Raw genomic sequence first — 16,308 nt, 5'->3', positions numbered from 1 at the left:
TAGCTCGCCACCCTGTCAAGGTGGAGGTCGCGGGTTCAAGTCCCGTCGGGATCGCCGCAGCGCGAGAGGCCCGGAACCGTCAGGTTCCGGGCCTCTCGCTTTTGACCGTTCGGCCCTTTACCCCGAGTAGGTCTAGACCACAAGTGACGGACCGTGTGACGGTCGTCACCAGAGATCATCCGGAACCGGTCCCGGGCGACCCCCTCCGGAACGCCCTTAATTTAATATGTAAAATTGTACAGCTATTCACTGTAAATCCCCCCCACCCCACGCGCATCAAATCGTTATCCGGAGTTCAACATTCCGACCACTCGGCCGACGCGGAACACCCTCGGACGGGCATGACAAAGGGGCCGCTTACCGGACCCGGCGGAGTCCGGTAAGCGGCCCCTTTAAAGAGCCTTTGGCCTATCAGGCCTCAGTGCGCTGGGCAGGAATCCCAGCAAGCAGAGCGCGCACCTCCGCCTCACGGTAACGACGGTGACCGCCGAGCGTGCGAATCGACGTCAGCTTGCCCGCCTTGGCCCAGCGGGTGACCGTCTTCGGGTCCACGCGGAACATGGTGGCAACCTCTGCCGGCGTCAGCAGCGGCTCAGCATCAGGGGTACGAGCGGTCATGAGCGGCCTCCTCGGGAGAACCGAACCAGGGCGGTTCTATCCTTCAAATTCTGCACCTTGGCCCGCGATGCCCGAAATGGCATAGACGGGCCGAGTCGGTTATAGGACGAACGGCTTGTCCTGGTGTCTACAACTACACCATCCGTCCAGCCCTATCGACCAAACCGCCAAAATTGACCCCTCACGGGTTCAAGGCCGACGGATGGCGATGGACCACCCCATAACGGACAGTCACATAGTGATGACATCCGGTTACGAAGGGACCAGACCCTCCGTTTCCCCGCAAAGCACGCATCGACTCCAGAACCACCCAAAAGTGGGCACGCTCACGTGAAGTTGGGCTGGTTGTCCCATTTTTGCACATAGGGGTAAGTTCGCGTCAACGGTGAGTAGTGTCACGTTCGGCAGCTATTGACCCGAACCAGGACCTTGGTCATCGACCGTGCGGCCCTTAGGCCTCTTACAGTCATACACGCGCGGTCGGACGTCAGTTCGCGTTCCGCAGCGCCAGCACCCGGCGCCACCGCCCCGTCAGCTCCCGGTACACCCGCAGCGCCCCGTCGGTGTCCCCCGCCCGCAGCGCGCGCAGCCCCTCCTCCAGCTCCCCCGCCGAACGGTCCGCCAACAACCGTTCCGGGCCCAGCAGATGCACCAGGCCCCCGTAGTCCAGTTCCACCAGCGAACGCGGATGGAACTCCTCCAGCCAGCGCCCGACCCGCTCCGCCCCCAGCACCAGCTCCCCGTCCGGCACCGCCTCGCGCAGCGCCCGGAGGGCCCGCGCCACCCGCCGGCGCGCCTGCGCCATCGGCACCAGGTAGAACAGCGCCGCCGGCCCGCCCGCGCGCTCCCCCGCCCCTTCCCCTCCGTCCACCGTGCCGTCCACCGCGTCGGCCACCGCGACGGCCTCGCCCGGCACGAAGCAGCGGTCCTCCTCCCCGAACGGGAGGAACCAGCGCACCGGCACCTCCCAGCGGCTGGTCAGGATCCACGGCCGGGCGTCCGGGTGGCCGGCCCGCCAGCGCTCCCGGTCCGCCTCGGCGGCCTCCCGGGTCACCGGCGGCAGCACGGCGTCCAGCAGCGCCACCGGCGCCCCCGCCCTCAGCTCCTCCAGCGCCTGCCAGCTGCGCAGCCTGGTCGCCCACGGGCAGACGTACAGGACGCCGTCCACCACCCGCAGGTAGGCCCGCCCGCTCTCCCGCTCGGGCAGCGCCCTGGGCGTGCGGGCGGCCAGCCCGGCGAGCGCCTCCCGCTGCTCCTCCAGCACCGCCGCCGCCACCGGCCGCTCCGGTTCCGCGGCGTCCGGCCCGTGCTCCGCCGCGTAGGCCTGCCAGCGCGTCCGCTCGGGCTCCGGGTACGCGGCCAGCGGCTCGTAGACCCGCAGGTGGGCGGCGTAGGGCGGTTGTACGGAAGTGCGTACGACGGTCACGTCCTGCATGGTCGCACGCGCCGCCCGGCGCCGGGAGGGTGCGCCCCGTACCGCCGACCGTCTCACGCCTCGGACGTCCGGCCCCAGCTCGGACAAGACAGCGGATCGACGGCCTCCGCGCGGCTACGCTTCGCCCTAGGCGCCCGCACCACCGCAGCGGGCCTTCGATACTGGAGTCACCACAGTGACCGACGTACAGACCCCCGCCACGCACCCCGCACCCGGCGTGCTCAGCAGGATCTTCCGTACCGAACAGGACGGCACCCCCGGCGACGGTCACGAGCAGGTCGTCCTCTGCCACGACCGCAGCTCGGGCCTGAAGGCGATCATCGCCATCCACTCGACCGCCCTGGGCCCGGCCCTCGGCGGCACCCGCTTCTTCCCGTACGCCTCCGAGGAGGCGGCGCTGGAGGACGCGCTGAACCTGTCCCGCGGAATGTCCTACAAGAACGCGCTGGCCGGCCTGGACCTCGGTGGCGGCAAGGCCGTCATCATCGGCGACCCGAACAAGGACAAGAACGAGGCGATGCTCCGGGCCTACGGCCGCTTCGTCGAGTCCCTGCGCGGCCGCTACATCACCGCCTGCGACGTGGGCACCTACGTCCAGGACATGGACGTCATCGCCCGCGAGACCGAGTTCGTGACGGGCCGCTCGCCCGAGCACGGCGGCGCCGGCGACTCGTCCATCCTGACCGCCTTCGGCGTCTTCCAGGGCATGCGCGCCACCGCCCAGGCCCGCTGGGGCCAGCCGACCCTGCGCGGCAAGCGGGTCGGCGTCGCGGGCGTCGGCAAGGTCGGCCACTACCTGGTCGGCCACCTGGTCGCGGACGGCGCCACCGTCGTCGTCACCGACCCCTTCGAGGCCGCGGTCAACCGCGTGCGCGCCGCCCACCCGGAGGTGGAGGTGGTCGCCGACACCACCGCCCTGCTCCAGGCCAAGCTGGACGTCTACGCCCCCTGCGCCCTCGGCGGCGCGCTGACCGACCCGGTCGTCGCCGCACTGGGCGAGTTCGGCACCTCGATCGTCTGCGGCGCGGCCAACAACCAGCTGGCCCACCCGGGCGTCGAGAAGGACCTGGCCGACCGCGGCATCCTCTACGCGCCGGACTACCTGGTGAACTCCGGCGGCGTCATCCAGGTCGCCGACGAGATCGACGGCTTCAACTTCGAGCGGGCCAAGAACAAGGCCACGAAGATCTTCGACACCACCCTGGAGATCTTCACCCGGGCCGCGGCCGACGGCGTCCCGCCGGCGGTCGCCGCCGACCGCCTGGCCGAGAAGCGGATGCGCGAGATCAGCGCCCTGCGCACGGTGCTGCTGCCCGGCGCCCGCCGCGCCTGATCCGGCCGGCGACCCGCCCGGTGGTGCGCGGGGGGCGGTCACTGCGGCCCCCCGCGCATCACGATGTGGAACCGGATTCTCACTTCTCCGCCCGAACGGGTGATCCGAGGCCCCCCCAGGGGGGATAATCAGTCCTGGAACGACGGACCTCAGACACCTCCGGACAGCGCGAAAACCGCCGCAAAACCTCCCTTGACCTGGAAAGACCTGGTCTCGGGTGCAGTCGGTGCGCGCCACGTCACACCGACGACGTACCGTCCAGCGGCGGAAACAGGTACCGTTAATGCTCCAAGGGACGGCTTCTCCCATTCGGGCAGGCGCCGGTCCTGATCATGAACACGTGTCAGACTCGGGGCCGTGAGCCCCATCGTTGAGGGGGTCGACCCATGGGGCGCGGCCGGGCCAAGGCCAAGCAGACGAAGGTCGCCCGCGAGCTGAAGTACAACAGCGGCGGGTTTGACGCTAACCGTCTGTCCAACGAGCTGGGCGTATCGCCGTCCACCTCTTCGATCGAGCCGGAGCCGATCGAGGAAGTGGAGGACGACGACCCCTACGCGGAGTACGCCGCCCGCTACGCCGACCTCGACGACGAGGACGACAGCGGGCCGGGTACCGGGGCCTCCCAGGCCTCCCGCCGCTCGTAACGAAGCAGTCCCGCCGGACCGGTCCGGGCGCCCACGGCGCCGGGCCGGTTTTCGGCGTTCCCGCCTCCGGGGGCGGGTCCCGCGGCGACGCCCGGGACGCGGGAGGGCCCCTCCGGTGCTCCGGAGGGGCCCTCCCGTCGTCGCGGTCCGGTCAGCTCGCCCGGAAGCCCTCGTAGGCGTTGTAGAGGGCCGCGCCGCCCTCGTGCTCGTCGGTGCGCTCGACGATGTCGCCGAGCAGCCAGGCCTCGACGCCGCGGTCCTCCAGGATCGACAGCACGACGTCCACCGAGTGCGGCGGGACGACCGCGACCATGCCGACGCCCATGTTCAGCGTCTTCTCGATCTCCAGGGTGGCCACCCGGCCGACCTCGGCGACGGTCTGGAAGACCGGCAGCGGGGTCCAGGTGCCGCGGTCCAGGCGGGCGTGCAGGCCGGCCGGGATGACCCGGTCCAGGTTGGCCGCCAGGCCGCCGCCGGTGACGTGCGAGAAGGCGTGCACCTCGGTGGCCCGGGTGAGCGCCAGGCAGTCCAGCGAGTAGATCCGGGTCGGCTCCAGCAGCTCCTCGCCGAGGGTGCGGCCGAACTCCTCGACCTTGCGGTCCAGCTTCCAGCCGGCCTCGTTCAGCAGCACGTGGCGGACCAGCGAGTAGCCGTTGGAGTGCAGGCCGGAGGCGGCCATCGCGATCACCACGTCGCCGGCCCGGACCCGGTCCGCGCCGAGCAGCGCGTCGGCCTCCACCACACCGGTGCCGGCGCCCGCGACGTCGTACTCGTCCGGGCCCAGCAGGCCCGGGTGCTCGGCGGTCTCGCCGCCGACCAGGGCGCAGCCGGCCAGCGCGCAGCCCTCGGCGATGCCCTTGACGATCGCGGCGACCCGCTCCGGGACGACCTTGCCGACGCAGATGTAGTCGGTCATGAACAGCGGCTCGGCACCGCACACCACCAGGTCGTCGACGACCATGCCGACCAGGTCGTGGCCGATGGTGTCGTGCTTGTCCATGGCGGCGGCGATGGCCACCTTGGTGCCCACGCCGTCGGTGGCCGAGGCCAGCAGCGGCCGCTCGTAGTTCTTGAAGGCGGACGCGTCGAAGAGGCCGGCGAAGCCGCCGAGACCGCCGACCACCTCGGGGCGGTTGGCCTTCTTCACCCACTGCTTCATGAGCTCGACGGCGCGGTCGCCCGCCTCGATGTCGACACCGGCGGCGGCGTAGGTGGCGCCGTCGGAGGGGCGACGCGCGGCGTCTCCGTCGGGCGTGGTGGTGGGCGACTGGTGGGAGCTGGTCACGGCGTGCGGCCCTCTCGGGTCAGGTGGGGGTGGTTCTTCGGAACAGCGAGGGGGTGGAACAGCGGTGGGGCCCCGGTTCGCGGGACCCCACCGTCGGTTCGCTACGGCCGGCGCAGCGCGTCGGCCGCGCCCGCCCCGCCGAGCAGCGACTGGACGCCGTCCAGGTCGCTGCCGCTGGTCGGCTTGCCGCGGACGGCCGGCTGCTGCTGGCCGCCCTTGATCTCGGCCTCCAGCAGGAGCTTGCCGAGCAGCGCCGGGTCCGGCAGCTCCATCGGGTACTCGCCGTCGAAGCAGGCCCGGCAGAGCCGGTCCTTGGGCTGCTTGGTGGCCTCGATCATGCCGTCGATCGAGATGTAGGAGAGCGAGTCGGCACCCAGGGTGCGGCCGATCTCCTCGATGGTCATGCCGTTGGCGATCAGCTCCGCGCGGGTGGCGAAGTCGATGCCGAAGAAGCAGGGCCACTTCACCGGCGGCGAGGAGATCCGGATGTGCACCTCGGCGGCGCCGGCCTCGCGCAGCATCTTCACCAGCGCGCGCTGGGTGTTGCCGCGCACGATCGAGTCGTCCACGACCACCAGGCGCTTGCCCGCGATGACCTCGCGCAGCGGGTTGAGCTTGAGCCGGATGCCGAGCTGGCGGATCGTCTGGCTGGGCTGGATGAAGGTGCGGCCCACGTAGGCGTTCTTCACCAGGCCGGAGCCGTACGGGATGCCGCTGGCCTCGGCGTAGCCGATCGCGGCGGGGGTGCCGGACTCGGGCGTCGCTATCACCAGGTCGGCCTCGACGGGCGCCTCCTTCGCCAGCCGGCGGCCCATCTCCACGCGGGAGAGGTGCACGTTGCGGCCGGAGATGGAGGTGTCGGGGCGGGCCAGGTAGACGTACTCGAACACGCAGCCCTTGGGCTTCGCCTCGGCGAACCGGGAGCTGCGCATGCCGTTCTCGTCGATGGCGATGAGCTCGCCGGGCTCGACCTCGCGGATGAAGGAGGCGCCGCAGATGTCCAGCGCCGCCGTCTCGGAGGCGACCACCCAGCCGCGCTCCAGCCGGCCGAGCACCAGCGGGCGGATGCCCTGCGGGTCGCGGGCGGCGTAGAGGGTGTGCTCGTCCATGAAGACGAGCGAGAAGGCGCCCTTGACCTCGGGCAGCACGACCTTGGCCGTCTCCTCGATGGAGAGGTCCGGGTGGCCGGCCAGCAGGGCGGTCACCAGGTCGGTGTCGTTGGTCGCGGCGGTCCGGCCGGAGCGCGAGACGTGCTCCTCGCCGGGCAGTTCGGCGACCATGGCCGCCAGTTCGGCGGTGTTCACCAGGTTTCCGTTGTGCCCGAGGGCCAGCGAGCCGTGAACGGTCGCCCGGAAGGTCGGCTGGGCGTTCTCCCAGACCGAGGAACCGGTGGTCGAGTAGCGGGCGTGTCCGACGGCGATATGCCCGTGCAACGACCCCAGCGAGGCCTCGTCGAAGACCTGGGAGACGAGCCCCATGTCCTTGAAGACGAGAATCTGGGAGCCGTTGCTCACTGCGATGCCCGCGGATTCCTGACCGCGGTGCTGCAGGGCGTAAAGGCCGAAGAACGTGAGCTTGGCGACCTCCTCGCCGGGAGCCCAGACACCGAAGACGCCACACGCGTCCTGGGGGCCTTTCTCACCGGGAAGAAGATCGTGGTTGAGTCTTCCGTCACCACGTGGCACGCCTTCGAGTCTAGGGCAGTTGACGCGGGCTTCCGGACCCCGGGACTGCGGGTTTGTCCGCCGACCGCCGGTTAACGCGCGTAGACAAAACCCCTTACGGGCCCGGGATTTCGGGTGGGGGGAATTCCGGCGAGTGGCGGTTGGCCTTGCGGTTCGCGCCTGTTGGGGAGTTCGGCGGGTACGGCGGAGGGTGTCCGGGCACGGAGGAACGTGAGCCTGCTCACCCGGGGTTCCCCCACCGGTCGCCCGCCGGTCGCCCTCCCGTCGGCCGCCCATCGGTCGGGTCGCAGGGCCGGGCCGCAGGGCCGGGCCGCAGGGCCGGGCCGCAGGGCCGGGCCGACCGGTCAGGCCGACCGGTCAGGCCGCCGGCAGCAGCAGGCCCCAGGCCCCCGGGTGCACCGTCCAGGTCCGGGCCCGGACCGGGCCGACCGGGTGGCCGTCCGCCTCGTAGCCGAAGCCGCGCCCGACCACCGAGACGCTCGCCGCCCGGGCGCGCACCAGGGCGCCGGAGGCGGCGACCACCACCTCCATCTCGCCCACCCCCTCCGAGGCACCGGCCGGGAGCGTGACCTGGACCAGCCGGACCGGCCGGTGGACGTCCGCGAGCAGCCGGCCGTCCGCCTCGACCCGGACCCGGGAGCCGTGGTCGGCCCCGTCCGGCGTGAGTGCGTTCGCCTGCTCGGCCGCAGCCAGTTTCGCCCATAGCGAACGCCAGCCGCCCGCACGGCCCACCGGGCGGCGGGCGGCCCCGCCGGTGATCCGCACCCCGCCCAGCGCCACGCCGCCACCGTCGTCCACCAGCAGGTCCAGCCGGCGCGGCACGCCCGCCAGCACCGCCCGCGCGGCCCGGACCGGCTCCCCCGGCACGCCGAGCGCGCGGGCCGCGAGCAGCTCCTCCGAGCGCCCGACCGGAACCATCCCCACCGGTTCCGACCCCAGCTCACGCTGGCGATGCAGGGCCTGGAGCACCCTTTGCAGCGCGAGGTCGGAACCGATCACCACCGGTCGCCTGCGGCCCCGGTGCGAAAGCACCCGGTCGAGCTCGGACGGGCTCTCCGGGAAGGCCACCTTGGCGTCCGCACCTCCGCAGAGCACGTCCTTCGCGATCCGCACCGACTCGCCGTCGGTCTGCCGGGCCACCGGGTCGAGGAGCAGCAGGAGCGGCTCCGGGCCGCCGGTAGCAGGCGTGGACAGGGACGACACGACCGGTCCTTCCTCAGGTAATCTCTCGGTGCAAGAGCCCCTTGCGCCATTGCGCCAGGGGCTTCGTCTATCTCGGGGCAGACTGCGGCCTACGCAGGATGCCCCAACCGGAAGGGGTGTACGCCTGTGCCGGCACTCGTGCTCGTTGGTGCTCAGTGGGGAGACGAGGGCAAGGGGAAGGCCACCGACCTCCTCGGCGGCTCCGTCGACTACGTGGTCCGCTACCAGGGCGGCAACAACGCCGGTCACACGGTGGTCATCGGCGATCAGAAGTACGCCCTCCACCTGCTCCCTTCCGGAATCCTCAGCCCGAACGTGACGCCGGTGATCGGCAACGGCGTCGTGATCGACCCGGCGGTGCTGCTCTCCGAGCTGGCCGGCCTGAACGAGCGCGGCATCGACACCTCGAAGCTGCTGATCTCGGGCAACGCCCACCTGATCACGCCGTACCACCGCACCCTGGACAAGGTCACCGAGCGCTTCCTCGGCAAGCGCCGGATCGGCACCACCGGCCGCGGCATCGGCCCGACCTACGCGGACAAGATCAACCGCGTCGGCATCCGGGTCCAGGACCTGTTCGACGAGTCGATCCTGCGCCAGAAGATCGAGGCGGCGCTGCACGACAAGAACCAGGTCCTGGTCAAGCTGTACAACCGCCGCACCATCCCGGCCGACCTGGTGGTCGAGGAGTACCTGGGCTACGCGGAGAAGATCAAGCCCTTCCTCTCCGACACCACCCTCGTCCTGGACGAGGCGCTGAAGGCGGACAAGGTCGTCCTGCTGGAGGGCGGCCAGGGCACCCTGCTCGACGTCGACCACGGCACGTACCCCTTCGTGACCTCGTCGAACCCGACCGCGGGCGGCGCCTGCACCGGCGCCGGCATCGGCCCGACCAAGATCGACCGGGTCATCGGCATCCTCAAGGCCTACACCACCCGCGTCGGCTCCGGCCCGTTCCCGACCGAGCTGCTCGACGAGGACGGCGAGGCGCTGCGCCGGATCGGCGGGGAGCGCGGTGTCACCACCGGCCGCGACCGCCGCTGCGGCTGGTTCGACGCCGTCATCGCGCGCTACGCGACCCGGGTCAACGGCCTCACCGACTTCTTCCTCACCAAGCTGGACGTGCTGACCGGCTGGGAGCAGATCCCGGTCTGCGTCGCGTACGAGATCGACGGCAAGCGCGTCGAGGAGCTCCCCTACAACCAGTCGGACTTCCACCACGCCAAGCCGATCTACGAGACCCTGCCGGGCTGGACCGAGGACATCAGCAAGGCGAAGACCTTCGCCGAGCTGCCGAAGAACGCCCAGGCGTACGTGAAGGCGCTGGAGGAGATGTCGGGCGCGCCGATCTCGGCCATCGGCGTCGGCCCGGGCCGCGATGAGACGATCGAGATCAACTCGTTCATCTGAGGCCGGCCGGCCGACCGACCGTCGGCCGAGGCCTCTTCGAGGGCCCCGCGGGATCCGTCCCGCGGGGCCCTTCGCGCTGTCCGCGCCCATTAATGCACTAGTTCAAAAATCTATTGCACCTAGTGCAGGCTGCGGCTACGTTTGGATCATGACTGCGACACTGCCCTCACCCGTCGTCCTCACCGGCCGCCACATCCGCCTGGAGCCGCTGGAGCGCCGCCACCTCGCCGACCTCTGGGCCACCGTCGGCTCCGACCCCGAGATCTGGCGCTGGACGATGCACCTCCCGCCCGCCTCGGAGGAGGAGTTCGGCGCGGTCCTGGACACCCGGATCGCGGAGGCGGCCGCGGGCGAGTCGGTGAACTTCGCCGTGATCGACCTCGCCGGCGGCCGGGCCGTCGGCGCCACCGGGTACCACGACTACAGTGCCCGCGACGAGGGCGTGGAGATCGGCGGCACCTGGTACGCCCGCTCGGTGTGGCGCACGGCGGTGAACACCGAGGCCAAGCTGCTGCTCCTCTCCCACGCCTTCGAGGACCTCGGCATGGGGCGCGTCTTCTGGAAGACCGACGCCCGCAACGAGCGCTCCCGCACCGCCATCCAGCGCCTCGGCGCCCAGTACGAGGGCACCCACCGCCGCCACCGTCTGCGCCCCGACGGCACCTGGCGGGACAGCGCCTACTTCTCGATGCTCGCCGACGAGTGGCCGACGGCCAAGTCCCGCCTGTCGGAGAGGCTTTCACGGGGCTGAGCCGCCGATCGGCGGACCACGACGGACACCCCGACGGATCACGACGGCCCCGCGGCCTGGCGCGGGACGGCTATTTCCGCTCACCGCGGGCGGAATGGCCGGCCGCCAACTCGTGTTTCGCCGCACGGAGTTCGTAAGGCTGGATGTTCACCAGCCAGACCAGCCAGCCGACGAACAGGACGGCGAGCAGGAGCGCCGACAGTCCGGCGACGAGGAGGGCATTCACCGCGGTGCGGAATTGCGCTGGTGCGGAAGGGGCCGGTGGGGAAGGCGGAGATGCGAGGGGAGGGGCATGGCTGTCTCCGGTCGGTGATTTCGGGTGTCGCGACCGTGCGTCTGGCGTGTTTCCTGCGGGGCGCTGACGACTGTTTAGGCGGCAACATGTCAGCGAGTGACACGGACGACCATAGGGTCAAGGTGCCAGAGTTGCTACCGAGCCCGAGAACGTTCACTCCATCGTGGTGTATCCCCCATTTCAGTAGCTAGGGCCAGGTGTGCGCGGCACACTTCACCGGAAGCATCGACGCAGCCGCGACCCGGAGAAGAGAGTCATGCCACCCCGCTTGTCGCCGACCGTGCGCCAGCAGCGCCTCGGGATCGAGTTGCGCAGGATGCGCGAACGCGTGGGCGTCACGCCCAAGACCCTGGCCGCCACCATCGGCACCGACCTGCCCAAGATCTCCCAGATGGAGAACGGGAAGTCGGGCATCAGCGCCGAGCGGCTGCGGACCTGGGCCCGCACCTGCGGCTGCGAGGAAGGCCCTTACCTGGAAGCGCTGTTGGCGATGACCCAGGACCGGCGCAAGTACTGGTGGGACAGCTACCGCGGCCGGCTGCCGAACGCGATCATCGACATCGCGGAAATGGAGCACCACGCCTCCTCCCTCTCCATCCTGAACAGCACCTTCATTCCCGGCCTGCTGCAGACCCCGGAGTACGCCGCCGCGGTGTTCGAGCGGCTTCCCCCCCAGTACCGGCAGGAGGCGGACATCCGGAAGGCGTTCCGGATCCGGCGCCAGCAGATCTTCGTCGACCACCCGAAGCCGTACAGCGCGTTCCTCCACGAGTCCGCGCTGCGCATGCAGTTCGGCGGTCCGGACGTGCTGCGCGACCAGCTGCTGGGCCTGCTGGAGAACTCCGAGCGCCCCGGGGTGGAGATCCGGGTGATCCCGTTCAGCGTGCCCACCTACACCGGCTCCGGGGAGAGCCTCTACCTCGCCCGCGGACCGGTCCCCGAGCTCGACACCGTCCAGATCGACCTCTCCCACGGACCGAAGTTCGTACACACCCAGGTCGAACTCGCCTCCTACCGCCGGATCAAGGAGGAGACCGCGGGGATCGCGCTCGGGTCGGAGGAGTCCAGGGACTTCATCCGGTCCCTGTTGAAAGACTTCGCATGAGCAGGTGGCGCAAGGCCACGGCCAGCGGGGAGAGCACCGACTGCGTCGAGGTCAGAGCCGGGGCGGGCGGGCTGGTCGAGATCCGCGAGTCCGACCGCCCCGAGGTCGTGGTGCGCACCACGCCGCGCAAGTGGGCCGCCTTCCTCCGCGGGGTGAAGTCCGGGGAGTTCGACCGGTACGGGGACTTCTCCCGGCCGTGACGTCCGGCCGGCCGTGAGCTCCGCCCGGCGTTGACGTCCGCCCGGCCCGCCGCGCGCGCCGGGACCCCCTGTTTGCCCTAGGCTTGCAGCCCGAATGGACCCCTGCGCCCGCCACGGCACTCCGGGTGGGGTGCGCGTGCGGGAGAAATCGGAGCATCCGAGGATGGCTCGGCACCTGATCACCAGCGCCCTTCCGTACATCAACGGGATCAAGCACCTGGGCAACATGGTCGGGTCCATGCTCCCGGCGGACGTCCACGCCCGGTACCTGCGCCGGCGCGGGCACGAGGTGCTGTTCATCTGCGCCACCGACGAGCACGGCACCCCCGCCGAACTGGCCGCCCAGGAAGCCGGGTTGCCGGTCGCGGAGTTCTGCGCCCGGGCCCACGACGCGCAGCGGGCGGTGTACGACGGCTTCGGGCTCTCCTTCGACCACTTCGGCCGCAGCTCCTCGCCGCAGAACCGGGAGATCACCCAGGAGATCGCCCGCGAGCTCCAGCGCAACGGCTTCATCGAGGAGCGCGCGATCCGCCAGGTGTACTCCAACACCGACGGCCGCTTCCTGCCGGACCGCTACATCGTCGGCACCTGCCCGCACTGCGGCTACGACAAGGCCCGCGGCGACCAGTGCGAGAACTGCACCCGGGTGCTGGACCCGACCGACCTGCTGGAGCCCCGCTCGGCGATCAGCGGCAGCTCCGACCTGGAGGTCCGGGAGACCCGCCACCTGTTCCTGCTCCAGTCCAAGCTCACCGAGGAGGTCGAGGGCTGGATCGACACCCACGCCGACGACTGGCCGGTGCTGGCCTCCTCGATCGCCCGCAAGTGGCTGACCGAGGGCCTCCAGGACCGCTCCATCACCCGAGACCTGGAGTGGGGCGTCCCGGTGCCGGCCGACGTGTGGCCCGAACTGGCCGCCGAGGGCAAGGTGTTCTACGTCTGGTTCGACGCCCCGATCGAGTACATCGGCGCCACCAAGGAGTGGGCGGACGCGGCCCCGGCCGGACAGCTGCGGGACTGGAAGTCCTGGTGGTACGAGGCCGACGAGACCGTCCGCTACACCGAGTTCATGGCCAAGGACAACGTCCCGTTCCACACCGTGATGTTCCCGGCCACCCTGCTCGGCTCCCGCCGCCCGTGGAAGAAGGTCGACCACGTCAAGGCCTTCAACTGGCTGACGTACTACGGCGGGAAGTTCTCCACCAGCCAGAAGCGCGGCATCTTCACCGACGTCGCGCTGGAACTGCTGCCCGCCGACTACTGGCGCTACTTCCTGATGGCGCACGCGCCCGAGTCGGACGACTCCAGCTTCACCTGGGACCTGTTCGCCTCCGTGGTCAACAAGGACCTCGCCGACACCCTCGGCAACTTCGTCAACCGGGTGCTCACCTTCAGCCGCAAGCGCTTCGGCGACGACGTCCCCGGCGGCCACCCGGCGGGCGAGGCCGAGCAGCGCCTCGGCGAGCAGGTCGCCGCCCTGCTCGCCGAGTACGAGACCCAGCTGGACGCGCTCAACTTCCGCAAGGCGGCGCAGGCCCTGCGCGCGCTGTGGAGCGCCGGCAACGCGTACCTCGACGAGAAGGCGCCCTGGCTCCAGGTGAAGACCGACCCGGACGCGGCGGCACTGACCCTGCGCACCGCGATGAACCTGATCCACCTGTACGCGGTGGTCTCCGAGCCGTTCATCCCGGCCACCGCGGCGGCGATGCGCGGCGCCTTCGCGCTGCCCGAGGACTCGCCGGCCGCCACCCGCGACTGGATCGACCCCCGGGAGGCACGGGCGCTGGACCTGGTGCCCGCCGGGACGGCGTTCACGGTGCCGCCGGTGCTGTTCGCCAAGATCACGGACGAGGACCTGGCGGCCTGGACGGCGCGCTTCGGCGGCTCGGCGGAGTGACGCCGGCGGGTGCCGGGGCCGTCCCGGCCTCCCCGCAGGTCGCGCCCTGAGCTACTCCGCCGTGCCCGGCGGGCGCCCGTCGGTCTCACCGGCCACCCAGGCCAGGTAGTCCGCACGGCCGCCCGCCACCGGTACGACGATCACCTCGGGCGTTTCGTAGGAGTGCCGCTCCGCCAGGAACTCGCCCACCCGGTCGGCGAGTTCGGCCCGGGTCTTGAGGTCGATCCGCCACTCCTCGGCGTCCCGCACCTCGCCGTCCCACCAGTACACCGACCGCACGGGGTACACCTGGGCGCAGGCCGCCAGCCGCTCCCGCACCACGGCGGACGCCAGGGCCCGGGCCCGTTCCTCGCTCTCGTGGGTGGTGGTCACCACGACGAAGCGCTGCTCGCTCGCTGTCATGCCCCGACCGTACCCGGGCCGTGCCCCCGCTCCCGGGCCGCGCCCCCGCGGACCGGCCCGCATCACCGCGGCCCGGCCGCATTCCCGTTGCCCGGTCCGCCCGTCGGTTGCCACGATCGCCCGATGACGACCTTCACCGGCCACGACGGCCTCCGGCTCCGCTACCGCGTCCTCGGCCAGGGCGAGCCGCTGCTCGTACTCGCCGGCGGTGCGATGCGCGACTCCGAGTACCTCGGCGACCTCGGCGGCCTCTCCGCGCACCGCGCCCTGCACATCCTCGACCTGCGCGGAACGGGCCGGTCGGAGCGCCCGGCCGACCCGACCGGCTACCGGGTGGACCGGCAGGTGGCGGACGTCGAGGCCTTCCGGGCGCACCTCGGCGCGGACCGGGTGGACCTCCTCGGCCACTCCGCCGGCTGCTCGCTCGCGACCCTGTACGCCCTGCGGCACCCCGGGCGCACCGGACGGCTGGTCCTGGTCACGCCCAGCCTCCGGATCTTCGGCCGTACCGGCACCGAGGAGCACTTCCGCGAGGCGGCCGAGGCCCGCGGTCTCGGCGGGGAGGAGTGGTACCCGGCCGCCCGGGCCGCCGTCCGCACCGCCCTCGCGGGCGGCGCCGCCGACCCGGACGCCCTGGCACCGCTCTTCCACGGCGACTGGAACGCCGCCGCCCGCGCCCACGAGGCCACCCGCGCCGCCCAGAGCCACCCCGTCGCCGCCGCGGCCTACCACGCCGGCGGTTACGAGCCCACCGCCGTCCGCGCCGGAGTCGCCGAACTCGCCTCCCCGGCCCTGCTGTTGGCGGGCGAGTACGACCCCGACCCGCGGCCCGGGGCGGTCCGTGCCACGGCCGCGCTGTTCCGTGCCGGCCGTACCGCCGTCCAGCCCGCCGCCGGCCACTACCCGTGGCTGGACGACCCGGCCGCCTTCCGCCGCACGGTGGCCGACTTCCTCGACTCCTGACCGGCGGTGCGGCCCGGCCCCGGCCGCGCCGCCGGATCAGTCCCGGCGGGCCGTGTGGACGGTCATCGCGGAGAGGTAGAAGGCGTCCGGGCGGTGCAGGATGCCGGTGGGGGCGTCCTGCGCCAGCAGGGCGTCCAGGGTGGCCAGGTCCTCGGCGTCGAGCTGGTCGGCGAGCTGGTCGCGCCGCCGTGCCAGCTGGGTGTGCAGGTAGCCGCGGACGGGGCCGGCGAGCGGGGCCGGGTGCTCGACCAGGAAGGTGCGGGTGCCGGTCGGGGTCAGCCCGGCCCGGCCCAGCATGGCCGGCCAGTCCTCGATCTCCTCGGTGCTGCCGGGCAGTTCGGCCCGCATCGCGCTGAAGCCGTCCTCGTGGGCGGCGTCCAACCGGGCCTGGAAACCGGGCCGGCCGAGCCCGAAGTCCCGCGGCAGGTAACGGGCCGGCAGGCCACGCTCGGCGACGGCGAGCAGGCCGCCGGGCCGCAGCACCCCGGCGAGCGAGGTGAGCGCGGCCTGCTGGTCGCCCAGGTGGTGGATGGCGTTGCCGGACCAGATCAGGTCGGCCTCGCCGAGCTTGTCGAATTCGGCGGGCAGGTCGGCCTGTCGGGTGCCGACCCGGCCGCCGGCGCGGGTCCCGGCCCGCTCCAGCAGGGCGGCCGACTGGTCGACGGCCACCACCTCCGCCGCCGGGAACACCTCCGCCAGCAGTCCGGCGATCACCCCGGGACCGGCGCCGACGTCGAGGATCCGCCGCACCGCGCCCGCCCCGGTCGCCTCGCCCGCCCCGTGCAGGGCGAGCAGCCAGCGCCCGGCCTCGGTGACGGCGTCGGCCCGCAGGTCGGCCTCCACCTCCAGGTGTGCGGCGAGGGCGTCCCAGTCGAGGTCGGCGGCGGAGGCGTGGGTGTGGGAGTGGCCGTGGGCGTGCCCGTGGCCGTGGGAAGCGCCGTGGGAGTGGTCGTGCTGGTGCGCTGACATCCGGATTCTCCGATCGCGGTTCGGCGGATTGCTGGTCGTGGCTTGCGGGTTGCGGGTTGCGGCGCGCGGGTTGCGGCGCGCGGGTTGCGGCGCGCGGGTTGTGGCGCGCGGGT

The 16,308-nt window shown here is 71.8% G+C and carries 16 protein-coding genes; 8 read left to right on the top strand and 8 right to left on the bottom strand.

The window, feature by feature from the left end; genetic code table 11:
• Nucleotides 1-411 precede the first annotated feature (411 nt).
• Nucleotides 412-618 (bottom strand): developmental transcriptional regulator BldC, encoded by a 207-nt coding sequence (gene bldC, locus ACWD4P_RS25135; RefSeq protein WP_014137253.1) that lies wholly within the window; start codon nucleotides 616-618, stop codon nucleotides 412-414.
• 487 nt (nucleotides 619-1,105) lie between these two features.
• On the bottom strand, nucleotides 1,106-2,053 hold the full coding sequence (locus tag ACWD4P_RS25130) for a hypothetical protein (RefSeq protein WP_449781111.1): 948 nt from the start codon (nucleotides 2,051-2,053) through the stop codon (nucleotides 1,106-1,108).
• Between the two features lie 175 nt (nucleotides 2,054-2,228).
• On the opposite strand from ACWD4P_RS25130, the gene ACWD4P_RS25125 reads away from it, so the two are divergent.
• Nucleotides 2,229-3,386, top strand: coding sequence for a Glu/Leu/Phe/Val dehydrogenase dimerization domain-containing protein (locus tag ACWD4P_RS25125; protein ID WP_449781110.1), 1,158 nt, complete (start codon nucleotides 2,229-2,231; stop codon nucleotides 3,384-3,386).
• Between the two features lie 386 nt (nucleotides 3,387-3,772).
• Nucleotides 3,773-4,030 (top strand): DUF3073 domain-containing protein, encoded by a 258-nt coding sequence (locus ACWD4P_RS25120; protein ID WP_359816943.1) that lies wholly within the window; start codon nucleotides 3,773-3,775, stop codon nucleotides 4,028-4,030.
• A gap of 151 nt (nucleotides 4,031-4,181) precedes the next feature.
• Here ACWD4P_RS25120 and purM read toward each other — a convergent pair whose 3' ends face one another.
• From purM to ACWD4P_RS25105, 3 genes are all read right to left on the bottom strand, one after another.
• Complete coding sequence (gene purM / locus ACWD4P_RS25115) at nucleotides 4,182-5,315, bottom strand: phosphoribosylformylglycinamidine cyclo-ligase (RefSeq protein ID WP_359816945.1); 1,134 nt, start codon at nucleotides 5,313-5,315, stop codon at nucleotides 4,182-4,184.
• A 101-nt stretch (nucleotides 5,316-5,416) separates the two neighbouring features.
• Nucleotides 5,417-7,000, bottom strand: a complete 1,584-nt coding sequence (gene purF / locus ACWD4P_RS25110) for an amidophosphoribosyltransferase (protein WP_359816947.1) — start codon at nucleotides 6,998-7,000, stop codon at nucleotides 5,417-5,419.
• A gap of 357 nt (nucleotides 7,001-7,357) precedes the next feature.
• Nucleotides 7,358-8,203, bottom strand: coding sequence for a diacylglycerol kinase family protein (locus tag ACWD4P_RS25105; protein WP_359816949.1), 846 nt, complete (start codon nucleotides 8,201-8,203; stop codon nucleotides 7,358-7,360).
• A 126-nt stretch (nucleotides 8,204-8,329) separates the two neighbouring features.
• On the opposite strand from ACWD4P_RS25105, the gene ACWD4P_RS25100 reads away from it, so the two are divergent.
• Both ACWD4P_RS25100 and ACWD4P_RS25095 read left to right on the top strand, forming a co-directional pair.
• Complete coding sequence (locus tag ACWD4P_RS25100) at nucleotides 8,330-9,613, top strand: adenylosuccinate synthase (RefSeq protein WP_359816951.1); 1,284 nt, start codon at nucleotides 8,330-8,332, stop codon at nucleotides 9,611-9,613.
• A 148-nt stretch (nucleotides 9,614-9,761) separates the two neighbouring features.
• Nucleotides 9,762-10,364 carry a GNAT family N-acetyltransferase gene (locus ACWD4P_RS25095; protein ID WP_359816953.1) on the top strand — a complete coding sequence of 201 codons (603 nt, stop codon included), beginning with the start codon at nucleotides 9,762-9,764 and terminating at the stop codon, nucleotides 10,362-10,364.
• 70 nt (nucleotides 10,365-10,434) lie between these two features.
• Here ACWD4P_RS25095 and ACWD4P_RS25090 read toward each other — a convergent pair whose 3' ends face one another.
• Entirely contained in the window at nucleotides 10,435-10,590 is a 156-nt protein-coding gene (locus tag ACWD4P_RS25090) for a hypothetical protein (protein ID WP_359816955.1), read from the bottom strand.
• A 325-nt stretch (nucleotides 10,591-10,915) separates the two neighbouring features.
• Between ACWD4P_RS25090 and ACWD4P_RS25085 the strand changes: the two genes are divergently transcribed.
• From ACWD4P_RS25085 to metG, 3 genes are all read left to right on the top strand, one after another.
• Nucleotides 10,916-11,764 (top strand): helix-turn-helix domain-containing protein, encoded by an 849-nt coding sequence (locus tag ACWD4P_RS25085; RefSeq protein WP_449781109.1) that lies wholly within the window; start codon nucleotides 10,916-10,918, stop codon nucleotides 11,762-11,764.
• Complete coding sequence (locus ACWD4P_RS25080) at nucleotides 11,761-11,964, top strand: DUF397 domain-containing protein (RefSeq protein ID WP_359816959.1); 204 nt, start codon at nucleotides 11,761-11,763, stop codon at nucleotides 11,962-11,964. The genes ACWD4P_RS25085 and ACWD4P_RS25080 overlap by 4 nt, the downstream gene beginning before the upstream one ends.
• A gap of 163 nt (nucleotides 11,965-12,127) precedes the next feature.
• Nucleotides 12,128-13,861, top strand: a complete 1,734-nt coding sequence (gene metG / locus ACWD4P_RS25075) for a methionine--tRNA ligase (protein WP_449781108.1) — start codon at nucleotides 12,128-12,130, stop codon at nucleotides 13,859-13,861.
• A 51-nt stretch (nucleotides 13,862-13,912) separates the two neighbouring features.
• Here the strand turns inward: metG and cutA are convergent, their stop codons facing one another.
• Nucleotides 13,913-14,263: a divalent-cation tolerance protein CutA gene (gene cutA, locus ACWD4P_RS25070; RefSeq protein WP_359816963.1), complete on the bottom strand. Its 351-nt coding sequence runs from the start codon at nucleotides 14,261-14,263 to the stop codon at nucleotides 13,913-13,915.
• Nucleotides 14,264-14,386: 123 nt separating this feature from the next.
• On the opposite strand from cutA, the gene ACWD4P_RS25065 reads away from it, so the two are divergent.
• Nucleotides 14,387-15,226, top strand: a complete 840-nt coding sequence (locus ACWD4P_RS25065; RefSeq protein ID WP_449781107.1) for an alpha/beta fold hydrolase — start codon at nucleotides 14,387-14,389, stop codon at nucleotides 15,224-15,226.
• Nucleotides 15,227-15,262: 36 nt separating this feature from the next.
• On the opposite strand, the gene ACWD4P_RS25060 is transcribed toward ACWD4P_RS25065, so the two are convergent.
• Nucleotides 15,263-16,195 (bottom strand): class I SAM-dependent methyltransferase, encoded by a 933-nt coding sequence (locus ACWD4P_RS25060; RefSeq protein WP_449781106.1) that lies wholly within the window; start codon nucleotides 16,193-16,195, stop codon nucleotides 15,263-15,265.
• Nucleotides 16,196-16,308 lie beyond the last annotated feature (113 nt).

This window comes from Kitasatospora sp. NPDC002543 (assembly GCF_053594915.1).
The sequence above is the reverse complement of the archived record's forward strand: the minus strand, read 5'-3'. Positions and strand labels throughout refer to the sequence as shown.

Coding starts and splice junctions, on each gene's coding strand:
- bldC (WP_014137253.1), bottom strand. CDS start 618: ATGACCGCTCGTACCCCTGATGCTGAGCCGCTGCTGACGCCGGCAGAG.
- ACWD4P_RS25130 (WP_449781111.1), bottom strand. CDS start 2,053: ATGCAGGACGTGACCGTCGTACGCACTTCCGTACAACCGCCCTACGCC.
- ACWD4P_RS25120 (WP_359816943.1), top strand. CDS start 3,773: ATGGGGCGCGGCCGGGCCAAGGCCAAGCAGACGAAGGTCGCCCGCGAG.
- ACWD4P_RS25095 (WP_359816953.1), top strand. CDS start 9,762: ATGACTGCGACACTGCCCTCACCCGTCGTCCTCACCGGCCGCCACATC.
- ACWD4P_RS25085 (WP_449781109.1), top strand. CDS start 10,916: ATGCCACCCCGCTTGTCGCCGACCGTGCGCCAGCAGCGCCTCGGGATC.
- ACWD4P_RS25080 (WP_359816959.1), top strand. CDS start 11,761: ATGAGCAGGTGGCGCAAGGCCACGGCCAGCGGGGAGAGCACCGACTGC.
- metG (WP_449781108.1), top strand. CDS start 12,128: ATGGCTCGGCACCTGATCACCAGCGCCCTTCCGTACATCAACGGGATC.
- cutA (WP_359816963.1), bottom strand. CDS start 14,263: ATGACAGCGAGCGAGCAGCGCTTCGTCGTGGTGACCACCACCCACGAG.
- ACWD4P_RS25065 (WP_449781107.1), top strand. CDS start 14,387: ATGACGACCTTCACCGGCCACGACGGCCTCCGGCTCCGCTACCGCGTC.
- ACWD4P_RS25060 (WP_449781106.1), bottom strand. CDS start 16,195: ATGTCAGCGCACCAGCACGACCACTCCCACGGCGCTTCCCACGGCCAC.